General features: G+C 68.9%; 11 protein-coding genes. 2 read left to right on the plus strand and 9 right to left on the minus strand.

From position 1 onward, the window contains the following. Positions 1-2: 2 nt before the first annotated feature. From sufD to CRT60_RS19445, 7 genes are all read right to left on the minus strand, one after another. A complete protein-coding gene (gene sufD, locus CRT60_RS19415; protein WP_244592626.1) occupies positions 3-1,370 on the minus strand; it encodes a Fe-S cluster assembly protein SufD in 1,368 nt (455 codons plus the stop codon). Next, the gene (gene sufC / locus CRT60_RS19420) at positions 1,370-2,122 is read right to left on the minus strand and encodes a Fe-S cluster assembly ATPase SufC (RefSeq protein ID WP_098738189.1); all 753 of its coding nucleotides are present in this window, start codon (positions 2,120-2,122) and stop codon (positions 1,370-1,372) included. Before sufC ends, sufD begins: the two co-directional genes overlap by 1 nt. Positions 2,123-2,192: 70 nt before the next feature. Continuing rightward, positions 2,193-3,677, minus strand: a complete 1,485-nt coding sequence (sufB, locus tag CRT60_RS19425; protein ID WP_098738190.1) for a Fe-S cluster assembly protein SufB — start codon at positions 3,675-3,677, stop codon at positions 2,193-2,195. A 45-nt stretch (positions 3,678-3,722) separates the two neighbouring features. Then, a complete protein-coding gene (locus tag CRT60_RS19430) occupies positions 3,723-4,193 on the minus strand; it encodes an SUF system Fe-S cluster assembly regulator (RefSeq protein WP_098738191.1) in 471 nt (156 codons plus the stop codon). A gap of 313 nt (positions 4,194-4,506) precedes the next feature. After that, a complete protein-coding gene (locus CRT60_RS19435; RefSeq protein ID WP_098738192.1) occupies positions 4,507-5,565 on the minus strand; it encodes a hypothetical protein in 1,059 nt (352 codons plus the stop codon). Positions 5,566-5,576: 11 nt separating this feature from the next. Continuing rightward, positions 5,577-6,002 (minus strand): phage holin family protein, encoded by a 426-nt coding sequence (locus tag CRT60_RS19440; RefSeq protein WP_098738193.1) that lies wholly within the window; start codon positions 6,000-6,002, stop codon positions 5,577-5,579. Beyond that, complete coding sequence (locus tag CRT60_RS19445) at positions 5,999-7,069, minus strand: hypothetical protein (RefSeq protein WP_098738194.1); 1,071 nt, start codon at positions 7,067-7,069, stop codon at positions 5,999-6,001. The genes CRT60_RS19440 and CRT60_RS19445 overlap by 4 nt, the downstream gene beginning before the upstream one ends. 207 nt (positions 7,070-7,276) lie before the next feature. Here CRT60_RS19445 and CRT60_RS19450 point away from each other — a divergent pair, with 207 nt between their 5' ends. After that, positions 7,277-8,536 (plus strand): hypothetical protein, encoded by a 1,260-nt coding sequence (locus CRT60_RS19450; protein WP_098738195.1) that lies wholly within the window; start codon positions 7,277-7,279, stop codon positions 8,534-8,536. Positions 8,537-8,695: 159 nt separating this feature from the next. Beyond that, complete coding sequence (locus CRT60_RS19455) at positions 8,696-10,855, plus strand: malate synthase G (protein ID WP_098738196.1); 2,160 nt, start codon at positions 8,696-8,698, stop codon at positions 10,853-10,855. A gap of 40 nt (positions 10,856-10,895) precedes the next feature. On the opposite strand, the gene CRT60_RS19460 is transcribed toward CRT60_RS19455, so the two are convergent. Then, on the minus strand, positions 10,896-12,227 hold the full coding sequence (locus CRT60_RS19460) for a class I SAM-dependent methyltransferase (protein ID WP_244592627.1): 1,332 nt from the start codon (positions 12,225-12,227) through the stop codon (positions 10,896-10,898). 12 nt (positions 12,228-12,239) lie between these two features. After that, on the minus strand, positions 12,240-12,716 hold the full coding sequence (locus CRT60_RS19465) for a class I SAM-dependent methyltransferase (protein ID WP_098738198.1): 477 nt from the start codon (positions 12,714-12,716) through the stop codon (positions 12,240-12,242). Positions 12,717-12,789: the final 73 nt, after the last annotated feature.

A 12,789-nucleotide genomic window follows, 5' to 3' on the forward strand; every position in this document is an offset into this window, starting at 1 on the left:
GGTTACTTCTGCTCCTCCAGCCAGCCGGCCACGATCCCCTGGAAGGCGTCGCGGATCGACTCTTCAGCGATTTCCTCAAGGGATTCCGACAGGAAGGCGCCGATCAGCAGGCCCTGGGCGGCGTCGCGGTCGATGCCGCGGGCGCGCAGGTAGAACAGCGCGTCGTCGTCCAGCTCGCCCGCGGTGCAGCCATGGCTGCACTTCACGTCGTCGGCGTGGATTTCCAGCTCCGGCTTGCTGTCGATCTCGGCCCCGTCCGACAGCAGCAGGGCGCGGTTCAACTGGTAGCCGTCGGTCTTCTGCGCGCCGGGGCAGACGGTGATCTTGCCCTGGAACACCGCGCGCGCGGTGTCATCGATCACGCCCTTGTAGACCTCGCGGCTGGTGCCGTTCGGCTGGGCGTGGACGATCAGCGTGGTGGTGTCGGCATGCTGGGTGCCGCGGGCCAGATAGCCGCCGCTGACATGGGTGCGGGCGTCGGTGCCGTCGAGGCGGCTGACCACCTCGTTGCGCGACAACTTGGCACCGGTCGTCAGGATGAAGTTGTCGTAGCAGCCGCCGGTCGCCACCGTCGCCGCGATGTGCGACAGGTGGATGGCGGATGCGCCGTCGCGCTGCGACTTGTAATGGTGCAGGGTGGCGCCTTCGCCGACGAAGACCTCGGTGACGTGGTTCGCCAATGTGGTGCCGGCACTGCGGCCGACATGGTGTTCGACCACCACCGCCTTGGAGCCTGCCTCGGCGATCAGCAGGCTGCGCGGGTGGCAGGAGGTCGCCTGCGCCTCCGACCCGACCGAAACGAAGACCAGCTCGATGGGGCGTTCGACCTGGACGCCGGCCGGCACATGCAGGACGGGGCCGTCGGCGAGATAGGCGCTGTTCAGCGCCACCAGCGGACGGTCATCCGCCGCGGCGAGGCGGCCGATATGGTCGGCCAGCAGGTCGGTGTGGCTGGTCAGGGCAGCGGCGATGCTCAGCAGTTCCACGCCCGGCGGCAGGCCCTCGACCGACGAGAGGTCGGCGCGGAAGCGGCCGTCGACGAAGACCAGACGCGGACCGTTCTGCCCTTCGGCCCGCACGGTCGGCAGAAAGTCGATCACGGCCGCCGCGGGGGCGGCCGGCTGGAAGCTGACCTTGGCGAGGTCGCGCAGGTTGGTGTAGCGCCAGCTCTCGTTCCTGATCGTTGGCAGGCCGACGGCGGCGAAGCGCTCACGTCCGGCGGCGCGCAGGTCGGTCAGCCAGGAAAGGCCGCTGCCGGGCAGGCCGGCGCCCACCTCGTCGAGCGGCGCCAGGAAGGCCGGCGCCGTCTCCGGATCGGCGCCGCGCGTCGAGTAGGTCATCGGGTGGAGCGGGGAATGGTTGGCCGTCATCACGCCGCCTCGCTCGCGCCGAAGTCGCGGTAGCCGTTCTTCTCCAGTTCCAGCGCTAGTTCCTTGCCGCCCGACTTCACGATGCGGCCGGCGGCCAGCACATGGACATGGTCGGGGACGATGTAGTCGAGCAGGCGCTGGTAGTGGGTGATCACCAGCATCGAGCGTTCCGGCGAGCGCAGCGCGTTGACGCCCTCGGCGACGATCTTCAGCGCGTCGATGTCGAGACCGCTGTCGGTCTCGTCGAGGATGGCGAATTTCGGCTCCAGCACCGCCATCTGAAGCGTCTCGTTGCGCTTCTTCTCGCCGCCGGAGAAGCCGACATTGACGGCGCGCTTCAGCATCTCGTCGCTCATGCCGAGCGCCTTGGTCTTCTCGCGGATCAGCTTGAGGAACTGCATGGCGTCGAGTTCCTTCTCGCCGCGATGCTTGCGGATGGCGTTGATCGCGGTCTTGAGGAAGGTGGTGTTGCCGACGCCGGGGATTTCGACCGGATACTGGAAGGCCAGGAAGACGCCCTCGGCGGCCCGCTCCTCCGGCTCCATCGCCAGCAGGTCCTTGCCGTAATAGGTGACCGAGCCTTCCGTGACCTCGTAGCCGTCGCGGCCGGCGAGGACATAGGACATGGTGCTCTTGCCGGCGCCGTTCGGCCCCATGATGGCATGGACCTCGCCCGGGCGGATGGTCAGGTCGACGCCCTTGAGGATTTCCTTGCCGTCCACGGTGGCGTGCAGGTTCTTGATTTCGATCATCGTCTTCGCCTCGTTGTCTTCTTCAGGCCGCCGGCACGCCGTCCGGTCTTCACGTTCTGCCAGAGGGGCTTTACCCCACGCTGCCTTCCAGGCTGATGCCCACCAGCTTCTGCGCCTCCACGGCAAATTCCATCGGGAGTTCCTTCAGGACCTCCTTGCAGAAGCCGTTGACGATCAGCGACACCGCGTCCTCTTCCGAGATGCCGCGCTGGCGGCAATAGAACAGCTGGTCCTCGCTGATCTTCGCCGTCGTCGCCTCATGCTCGATGCGGGCGGAGCGGTTGCGGCTCTCGATGTAGGGAACCGTGTGGGCGCCGCACTGGTCGCCGATCAGCAGGCTGTCACACTGGGTGTGGTTGCGCGCGCCCTCCGCCTTCGGCAGGATCTTGACGAGGCCGCGGTAGGTCTGCTGCGCCTTGCCGGCCGAAATACCCTTCGACACGATTGTGCTGCGGGTGTTCTTGCCGATGTGGATCATCTTGGTGCCGGTGTCGGCCTGCTGGAAGTTGTTGGTGATCGCGACCGAATAGAACTCGCCCACCGAATTGTCGCCTTGCAGGATGCAGCTCGGGTACTTCCAGGTGATCGCGGAGCCGGTCTCGACCTGTGTCCACGAGATCTTGGAGTTCTTGCCGCGGCAGGCGCCACGCTTGGTGACGAAATTGTAGATGCCGCCGACGCCTTCGGCATTGCCGGGGTACCAGTTCTGGACGGTCGAATACTTGATCGTCGCGTCGTCCATCGCCACCAGCTCGACCACCGCGGCATGCAGCTGGTTCTCGTCGCGCTGGGGCGCCGTGCAGCCTTCCAGATAGCTGACGTAGGCGCCCTCGTCGGCGATGATCAGCGTCCGCTCGAACTGGCCGGTGTTGGCTTGGTTGATGCGGAAATATGTGGATAGCTCCATCGGGCAGCGCACGCCCTTGGGGATGTAGACGAAGCTGCCGTCGGTGAAGACCGCACAGTTCAACGTCGCATAATAGTTGTCGGTGTAAGGCACCACCGAGCCGAGATACTTCTTCACCAACTCCGGATGCTTCTGCACCGCTTCGGAGATCGCGCAGAAGATGATGCCCATCTCCTCCAGCTTCGCCTTGAAGGTGGTGGCGACCGACACGCTGTCGAACACGGCATCCACGGCGATGGCCGGGCTCTTGCCCTCAGACCCTTCGACGCCCGCCAGGATCTCCTGCTCACGCAGCGGGATGCCCAGCTTCTCGTAGGTCTTCAGCAGTTCGGGGTCGACCTCGTCCAGCGACTTCGGCCCGGCCTTCTTCTTCGGCGCCGCATAGTAATGCGCGTCCTGATAGTCGATGGGCGGGAAGCTGACGGCGGCCCACTGCGGCTCCTCCATCGTCTGCCAGACGCGGAACGCCTTCAGGCGCCACTCCAGCAGCCACTCCGGCTCCTCCTTCTTGGCGGAGATGAAGCGGACGATGTCCTCGTTCAGGCCCTTCGGCGCGACGTCGGCCTCGATGTCGGTCGTGAAGCCGTACTTGTACTTCTGCTCGGTGACGGCGCGGACCTGCTCGACGGTTTCCGGTTGGGCGGCCATGGCTTTGCCTCGTCCTTCTCAAGAATGCTGTTCGGTGCGCGCCGTTCAGTGCGCAGGGCGGGCCGGCTGGGCGGCAGTGGAATTCGTTGCGGCTGCGGGAGCCGGGAAGGTGATCGGGACCATCATGTCGGCCAGCGACACCTCCTCCAGCGCACCGCGGATGGCGCGGTTCACCTTTTCCCAACCGCCGCGCATGGGGCAAAGTTGCTCCACCCCGCACTGGCTGTCGGCGCCATCGACGCAGGCGGTCAGCGCGATGGGACCGTCGAGCGCCGTGATGATTTCCGCGATGGAGATTGCATCGGCCGGCCGGCTCAGCGCATAACCGCCGGCAGCACCCCGTTGCGAGGTGGTGAGCCCGGCAGGCGTCATCGCCTTCATCAGCTTGGCGACGGTGGGAGCGGGAACGCCGGTGCGGTCGGCAAGATGGGCGACGGTATGGACCGCGCCGACCTGGCGCGCCATCTCGCTCAGCACGACGATGGCATAGTCGGTCAGCTTGCTCAGCCGGATCATGCCCGCACCCCGTTTCACCCCGGTTTCGAATACAGGACCAATTTAGTCCTGATTGCTTCGGGGGGCAAGGGGCGTTTGTCGATAAAAGTGCAGGATTTCCGCGGCTTTCGCGGGTTTGCATGGCTGATGTGCCGGCAATACCCGTCAACGCCGCTCGGTTATAGCGCCACGATTGTCCCAACGCTACAGCGAAGCCGCAGCTCAGGGGACAGGATGCGGCGGTTTGCCGCAGGGTGGCAAAGGAGAGCCCCAATGCGGAAAACCCCGCGCCGGGAGCGGCGCGGGGTCTGTCCTGTGGCGATGGAAGCGGGGGTCAGCCCGGCTTCTTCACCTCTTCGCGGGCGGCGCTGGTGGCTTCGGAGACGACGTCGCGGACGTCTTCCTTGGCCGACTCGACCACGGTCTGGGCGGCCGCCTGGGCGGCGCGGGTGCCGCGGTCCAGCGCGTCCATGGCGATGGCCTTGGCCCGCTCGGTCGCCTCGTCGGCATAATCGCCGACCCACTGCTTCTCATAGCGGGTGCCGGGCAGGGCGGCGCCGATGGCCGCACCCAGCGCCACGCCCATGGCGCCGGCCACGATGGGATGATCCTCGATCAGATCCCAGAAGCCGGTCGACATGTCGTGCGCGCGGTGGCGCAGATGGTCGGCCGACGGCGTCATCGAGGACAGGCGCGACACGCCGCGGCTGACATAGCCCTGCGACTGGCGCTGGCTGTGGAGGTCGCCCCGGCCGGACACAGGGTCGGACACATGGCCGTTGTCCGAACCGCCCACCATGCCGCTGACGGTGCCGGACGCGCTGTCGTAGGCGGAACTGACTGCACCCGAGGCGCTGTCGTAAGCCGAGCTGGCGGCGTTACGGACGCTTTCACCGGCGTCGCTCAGCGTCTCGCGGGCATAGTCCACGGCGTCGCCCATGCGGTGGCGGGCGTTGCGGACCGTGCTGGAGCGGACGATGCGGCGGTCGTAGCCGGTGCTGGACAGGGCCAGCCAGCCCAGACCGATGCCGACCAGCGCCAGCGGGATCGGGTTGCTGGTGACGCTGTCCAGCACAGAACCGGAGGACTGGGACTGCCGGCGATTGTAATGGACGGTCTGGCCGCTTTCGTAACGGTCGGTCTGGTGCAGGTTGGCGCGCTGGGACGGGGTGTCCGGCGTCGACGGCGAATAGGTGTGCTTCATGGAATTCTCCATCAGGGTTTGGGGAGACCACCGCGTCAGACTGTCGCGCAGACGGGATGTCCGGTCGCGCAGCGCATCGACGGTGCCGCCGATGCGCGCGCGGCTGGCGCGGATGTCGCCCTCCAGGGCGTCGAGATCCTTCGGCCCGGCCGTCCGGCCGGCTGCAGGGTTGCGATCGTCGTCCGTCATCGGCCGGCCCCTCAGCGGGCAAGCTGGGATTTCGCCCAGCGCTTGTCCTCGTCCAGCGTGTTCATGGTGCGGCGGGGGCGGAGGTTGGCGGGGCTCAGCCGGTTCTTGCCGACGTAAGCCAGGATGCCGCCCACCGCCAGAACCACCACGCCGACGATCAGCGCGGACAGCCACGGGGCCAGGACGTTGGACAGGCCGAGAACCGCGGAGGCAAGCAGGACCAGGACGCCGGCGAAGGCGACCAGTCCGCCGACGGCGATGAAGGCCACGCCACCGGCCGCCTCGGAGGCCTTGTCGGTCAGCTCGGCCTTCGCCAACGCGATCTCGGATCGGGCGAGGTTGGCGGATTCGCGGGCGAGATCGGCGAACAGGCCGGCGAGCGGCCGGTCCTGCCGCGGATCCCGCGGCTCGTCATAGCGGTTCTCGGCGGCGCTCATGGACGCTGACCCTGCGGCTTGGAGGTGGAGGAGGCGGTCCCGGCAGGGCCGCCCTGGCTGCCGCCCTGGACGCTGCCGCCCTGGATGTTGCCGATGCCGGCGGTGCCGGAGTTCACGCCGCCGCCGGCGGCACCCGAGACGCCGGCCGGCGTGCCGATGGTGCTGGTGCCGAGAGCGGTGTCAGCCGACGGCGAGGCGCCGTGGCCGGTGACCGAGGCCGGGGCGGTGGACAGCGGCATGCCGATGCGGCCGGCGGTCGGCTTCGGCTCTCCCAGACGCTCCGACCCGCGTTCGGAGTCCATGCGGCCGGCGAGGTGGCCGGTGTTCACGCCCGAAGCCCCCGTCGCCGGGGTATCGGCGCTGTGGGACGGGGTGCTGCGGCTGACGGACTCGCCGATGCCGCCGGCCATGCCGCGGCTGGGGGTGGCGCCGCGGCCCGTGTCTCGGTCACGGCCGGTATCGCGGCCGGCGTCGAAGGAGGAGCCGCGGGCGGTGCGCACGGTCTGCGACGGGTGTGCGTTGCCGCGAAGCGAGGTCGACGCGCGGTGCATGCGGCGGTCGCTGGAGCTTTTAAGGAAGCGCGCAGCGAGGAAGCCGACGGCGAAGGCGGCGCCGATGAACACCTCGGGCTGGCGGCGGGCGAAGCCCTCGACCTCGCCGACGATGTCGTCGACGGAGGCGTCGCGCAGCATGTCGGCGACACGCTCGACACGGCTGGCCGCCTGCTCGGCGTAATCGGCGACGACGCCGCCATTTTCCTCGTTCAGCTGCTCGGCGGCCTTGTGCAGGGCGTTGGCGACGCCGCCCAGCTGGTCGGCGGCGCGGCCGGTCTGCTGTTCCAGCAGCGAGCGGATGCGGCCCTGGGCGTTGTCCAGCGTCTCGCGCCCGGTGGACATCACGTCGTCGGCCGCGCGGTTGACGGTCTTCTTCATCTCATCGACGCTGCCGCCGATGTTGGAGCTGCCGGCAGCGAAATTTCCGGTCGACGAGCTTCCAGCGGTTGAACTTCCGGTGGTGGAGCCGGTCGGGGTCGGTCCGCCGGTGCCGGTCATGTCGCGGTTCGGCATCTTGTCTTTCCTCCTCGGGGATTCCGGTATTCCGTGGCTCCGCGCCTGCGGTATCGAACCGCCCGTTGCGGAAACGGGTGTCGGGAAGTGAAACACCGGCCAAGCCTTCGTGGTTCCACGCACGCACCGCGCGAAATGGACAGTTTCTCCGATTGTGCTAAACTTTGCCGCGAACAAGTTGGTTCGGCCGGACCGGGGGGTGGCGGCATGAGCGTTTTCAGCGTGGTGGCCGACGGTCAGGCCGGGCTCTTCCGCCTGCAGCAGGCGAAGAAGCCGTGGGAGAAGGAGCTGCAGGCCAAGGATGCCCACGGCCAGCTCGCCCAGAAGGCGGAGCGTGCGCAGGCGCTGACCCAGGCCGCGACCAAATGGCAGAGCGACCATGCCAGCGCCCAGGCGGCACTGGAGGAGGCGAGGCGGGTCGGCGGTCCCAAGCAGGCGGCTGCCGCGCGGCTCGAGCAGGTCGAACGCAAGATCGAGCAGTTGAAGCTGGCGATGCGCTTTGCCCAGGGCGATCCGCAGAAGCTGGCGACCCTGGCGCGGGAGGCGGCGCTGCTGGCGCGCGAGGCCGGGCGCGCCGCCAAGGAATATGGGGCCGGGATCAAGGCCGCGGCGGAGTTGGGGCTGCCGGGTGACAGCAGCGCCGCCACCGGCGGCGGCACGATGCTGTCGTCGGAGACGACGATCACCCGCACGACCACCAGCCTGACCCTGCAACAGACCGAGGTGACGCTGACCATCGGCATCTCGACCGGGGAGGGGGCGTCGGCGGCCGCCGGTTCCGCGGAAAGCGCCGCCGACCTGATGGCGGCCGATGCCGGCGCCGATGCGGATGCGGATGCGCAGTCCGCGGGGGCGGCGGAGATGCAGGACGGCAAGCTGCCCGCCGACATCGCCCGTATGGTGGAGGATGTGCTGTCGGGCCTGGGCAATGGCGGGATGACCGGCGCCGGCCCGTCGGGCGCCGATCCGTCAAGGCCCGATCCGTCAGGCGCCGATCCGTCCGCTCCTGGCCAGCCTGCCGCCGGTCATCCCGCCGCTCCGACGGCCGGTACCGGTGGGCGAAGCGCGATGATCCAGCAGCTGATGGCCGACAACGCCATGAAGATGTCGCGCTATCGCGAGGCCGACACCTTCGGCCAGCGGGTGGAGGGGGTGCTCGCCACCTCCAAGCGCATCATCGGCGAGGCGAAGGCCGCCAATATGCTGGACGAGTCGGAAAAACGGCGGCGCGAGCGGCGGGAAGGCTTCAAGGCCGACGACAAGATGGTCGAAGCCGCCCAGAAGGAGGTCAACGCCCTGCGCGCCGCTGCACTCGGGTCCGGCAAGGAGCTTGGGCAGGCGCTCGGGGCCGCCGGAGCGCCCGGCGGCAGCGCTGCGGAGGAGGCGGGTGGTGCGGATGGCGCGGCCCTGTCGACCGCCGCCGCCTCGGCCGCCCAGCCGGCAGCGGTGCTGAATCTCTTGGCGTGAGCGCGGCCGGTCCGGCGCCGGCCGCCTGCTACCATTTCTCCATACGCTGCGGTGCGACATTGTGTTGACCGGGTCAATCGGAAGACGCGATAACCGATGACAAAGACTCCCGGAGAGGAGTCTGCGAACCGAGCGCAAGAGAATGGGACACGCAACGAGATGAGCAACTGGATCCGCCGTGGCGGCCTCGAAATCGCCCGCCCGCTGTACGACTTCATCAATGACGAGGCGCTGCCGGGGACCGGTGTCGACGCCGACCGTCTCTGGACCGGCCTCGACCAACTCCTGCACGAGCTGGCGCCGCGCAACAAGGCTCTGCTGGACAAGCGCGACAGCCTGCAGGCGCAGATCGACGGCTGGCACACCGCCCGCCGCGGCAAGCTCTTCGATCAGGCCGAATACGAATCTTTCCTGCGCGAGATCGGCTATCTGGTGCCGGAGGGCGGCGACTTCGCCGTCGGCACCGGCAACGTCGATCCGGAGATCGCCTATCTCGCCGGCCCGCAGCTGGTGGTGCCGATCACCAACGCCCGTTATGCCTTGAACGCCGCCAACGCGCGCTGGGGCAGCCTGTACGATGCGCTGTACGGCACCGACGCCATCCCCGGCACCCCGGCGGCCGGCGGCTATGACGCCGCCCGCGGCGCGCAGGTGATCGCCTGGGCCCGCAAGTTCCTCGACGACAGCGTTCCGCTGGCCGACGGCAGCCATGCCGATGCCGCCGGCTATGCGGTCGAGGGCGACGCGCTGGCGGTGACGCTGAAGGACGGCGGCAAGACCGGCCTGAAGGACAAGGCCGCCTTCGTCGGCTGGCAGGGCGAGGCCTCGGCGCCGTCGGCGGTGCTGCTGGTCCAGAACGGCACCCACATCGAGATCCGCATCGACCGCAGCAGCGTGATCGGCAAGGACGATGCCGCCGGCGTCGCCGACGTCGTGCTGGAAGCGGCGCTGTCGACCATCCAGGACTGCGAGGATTCGGTCGCCGCCGTGGATGCGGAGGACAAGGTCGTCGCCTACCGCAACTGGCTGGGCCTGATGAAGGGCACGCTGGAGGCCAGCTTCCCCAAGGGCGACAAGACGGTCGTCCGCAAGCTGAACCCCGACCGCGTCTACACCACGCCGGCCGGCAGCGTCACCCTGCATGGCCGCAGCCTGCTGCTGGTCCGCAACGTCGGCCATCTGATGACCATCGACATGGTCAAGCTGTCCGACGGCAGCGAGGCGCCGGAAGGCATCCTCGACGGCGTCTTCACCTCGCTGATCGCTTTGCATGACTTGAAGGCCGAGGGGGGCTTGCGCAACAGCCGCGCCGGCTCGGTCTACATCGTGAAGCCGAAGATGCACGGGCCGGAGGAGGTCGCCTTCGCCGACGAGCTGTTCGGCCGCGTCGAGGATCTGCTGGGCATCGCCCGCAACACCCTCAAGGTCGGCATCATGGACGAGGAGCGCCGCACCAGCGTCAACCTCAAGGAATGCATCCGCGCCGCCAAGGACCGCGTGGTGTTCATCAACACCGGCTTCCTGGACCGCACCGGCGACGAGATCCACACCTCGATGGAGGCCGGCCCGGTCGTCCGCAAGGCGGCGATGAAGGCCACCAAGTGGATCTCGGCCTATGAGGACAACAATGTCGATGTCGGGCTGCGCGCCGGTCTGAAGGGCCGCGCCCAGATCGGCAAGGGCATGTGGGCGATGCCCGACCTGATGGCCGACATGCTGGTCGCCAAGATCGGCCATCCGAAGGCCGGCGCCAACACCGCCTGGGTGCCGTCGCCGACCGCCGCCACCCTGCATGCCACCCACTATCACGCGGTGAATGTGGCCGAGGTGCAGGACCAGCTGGCCAAGCGGCAGGCCGCAGCATTGTCCGACATCCTGACCATCCCGCTCGCCGACCGCCCCAACTGGTCTGAGGACGAGGTCCGGCAGGAGCTGGAGAACAACGCCCAGGGCATCCTCGGCTATGTGGTGCGCTGGATCGACCAGGGCGTCGGCTGCTCCAAGGTGCCGGACATCCACGATGTCGGGCTGATGGAAGACCGCGCCACCCTGCGCATCTCCAGCCAGCACATCGCCAACTGGCTGCACCACGGCATCTGCACCGAGGCCCAGGTGATGGAGGTCATGAAGCGCATGGCCGCCGTCGTCGACAAGCAGAATGCCGGCGACCCGCTGTACAAGCCGATGGCCGGCAACTTCGACGGCAGCATCGCCTTCCAGGCCGCCTGCGATCTGGTGTTCAAGGGCCGCGTCCAGCCGAACGGCTACACCGAGCCGGTCCTGCATGCGCGCCGCCGTCAGGTGAAGGCGGCCGGCTGAGGTCGGTCTTCGCTGCGGGGGGCCTCGCTCCCCGCAGCACTTATCCCGAGTGGCCGATGTCCAGCACCCGCACCGCCACCTGCTTGGTGTAGGGGCTGGCGGCGAAATACTCGTAGCGCACCGCGTTGTCGGCGACGAACTCCTGGAAGGCCCGGTACTCGTCGTCGCGCCAGCTGCGGTTGCCGATATACTCGTCGAAGACGACGATCGTTCCCGGACGCACCCGGTCGGCCAGCGCGGTCAGCACGGTGCGGGCCGAGGCGTAGATGTCGCTGTCGACATTGACGAAGCGCACCGGCCCCGTATGGGCCGACAGGAACGGCGGCAGGCTGTCCTCGAACCACCCCACATGCAGGCGGGCATTGTCGCGCACCGGCGGCAGCTGGCTGCCGGTGGTCAGAACGCCGCGGGGAGAGTTGACCCAGCCCTCCGGCAGGCCCTCGAACGAATCGAAGCCGTGGACCTCCTGGCCCGCCGCATCGGCGATGTGGTCGAGCGAGGTGCCGCGCCGCACGCCGAACTCCAGAACCAGACCGGGCGTGGCGGCGCAGGCGACGGCGTGGCGCAGCAGCCGGCCGCTGTTGCCGAACAGCCGGAAGTCGGCGGAGAGCTTGGGCAGCAGCGCCTTGACCCCGTCGGGCAGCGGGCGGCGCTTCGGGTTGTCGCCGACCTCCGCCTCCTCCACCGCATCGGCCTCGGCATCGCGGCCGAGCAGCCGCAGGGTGGCGGCGAGATAGCCCCAGTATTTGCCGGCGGCACCGCCGCAGCGGGTGGCGCGGCGCAGGCGGCGCAGCGCTTCGTCGGGCCCGTGATCGTGCAGCGCCTGGGCATGGCTGCCGAACCAGGCCGCGGCATGCTCGGGATCGTCGGCCAGCAGCGCGTCGAAATGGGCCAAAGCCTCCCCGTCGCGCCCGAGATAGGCGGCGGCTGTGGCGGCCTCGAAGCGGATGTCGGGGGAGAGGTCGCCGGCTGCCAGCGCCTCGCGCGTCAGGGCAATCGCATCGCTGTAGCGGGCGTCGCGGCGCAGGGCTCCGGCCAGCGCCGCGGTCAGGTCGGGGCGTCCGGGGGCGATGCGCAGCGCGCGCTCCAGCCAGCCGACGGCGGGGAAGGGGGCGTTGTCGGCCTGATGGGCCTTCGCGAGCATGGCCAGCCGGTCGGCGTCTCCGGGGCTGTCGGCCAGCACCCGGCGCAGGCAGGCGACGGCGGCGGCAGGACCGCGGTGGCCGAGATGGGCCAGCCCCAGCAGATGGAGCCGCTCGATCCCGGAGATCCCGGAGGACGCGGGTGCGCCGCGAAGCAGGCGCAGGGCGGGGCGGTAACGGCGCGCGTCGATCAGGGCGCGCGCCTCGTCCAGTACGGTATCAGCGGTCAAAATGACTCGTCGTCAGGGCAGCCTGTGGAAGGTCCAGACCGACGCCGGGGGCAGGTTCCGGGCGATCCAGGCATGGCGCCGCGGCTTCAGCCGCAGCCGCCGGATCAGTTCCGGATTGACCGGGGCGAAGGGACCGTAGGTGAATTGCACGAAAACGCCGTCGGGCGCCAGCACGGAAAAGGCGCCGCGCACGATCCGCGCCTGCACCGACAGCGGCATGGCGATCAGCGGCAGGCCGGAAACCACCGCGTCGCAGGTCTCCCAGCCATGGGCCTGGACGATGCGGTGGACCCGCGTCGCGTCGCCGCGCACCACCGTGGCGCTGGGGTGCAGCATCGACAGATGGTCGGCGAAGGCGGGATCGAGTTCCACCATCAGCAGATTGTCGGGCGTGACGCCATGGGCGAGCAGGGCCGAGGTGACGGGACCGGTGCCCGGCCCCAACTCCACCACCCGCCGCGTGGGGCTGCACTGGGCGGCCTTCGCCATCGTCCGGCACAGTTCGGGTCCGCTTGGAGTTACCGACGCGACCTTCAGTGGTGAGCGAATCCAGCGCTCGACA

Origin of the sequence: Azospirillum palustre (assembly GCF_002573965.1) — a bacterium.
Lineage (GTDB): Bacteria > Pseudomonadota > Alphaproteobacteria > Azospirillales > Azospirillaceae > Azospirillum > Azospirillum palustre.

Bases quoted from the DNA above. Each gene is read 5' to 3' on its own strand.
- sufD (WP_244592626.1), bottom strand. From the start codon at position 1,370: ATGACGGCCAACCATTCCCCGCTCCACCCGATGACCTACTCGACGCGC.
- sufC (WP_098738189.1), bottom strand. From the start codon at position 2,122: ATGATCGAAATCAAGAACCTGCACGCCACCGTGGACGGCAAGGAAATC.
- sufB (WP_098738190.1), bottom strand. From the start codon at position 3,677: ATGGCCGCCCAACCGGAAACCGTCGAGCAGGTCCGCGCCGTCACCGAG.
- CRT60_RS19430 (WP_098738191.1), bottom strand. From the start codon at position 4,193: ATGATCCGGCTGAGCAAGCTGACCGACTATGCCATCGTCGTGCTGAGC.
- CRT60_RS19435 (WP_098738192.1), bottom strand. From the start codon at position 5,565: ATGACGGACGACGATCGCAACCCTGCAGCCGGCCGGACGGCCGGGCCG.
- CRT60_RS19440 (WP_098738193.1), bottom strand. From the start codon at position 6,002: ATGAGCGCCGCCGAGAACCGCTATGACGAGCCGCGGGATCCGCGGCAG.
- CRT60_RS19445 (WP_098738194.1), bottom strand. From the start codon at position 7,069: ATGCCGAACCGCGACATGACCGGCACCGGCGGACCGACCCCGACCGGC.
- CRT60_RS19450 (WP_098738195.1), top strand. From the start codon at position 7,277: ATGAGCGTTTTCAGCGTGGTGGCCGACGGTCAGGCCGGGCTCTTCCGC.
- CRT60_RS19455 (WP_098738196.1), top strand. From the start codon at position 8,696: ATGAGCAACTGGATCCGCCGTGGCGGCCTCGAAATCGCCCGCCCGCTG.
- CRT60_RS19465 (WP_098738198.1), bottom strand. From the start codon at position 12,716: ATGGCGAAGGCCGCCCAGTGCAGCCCCACGCGGCGGGTGGTGGAGTTG.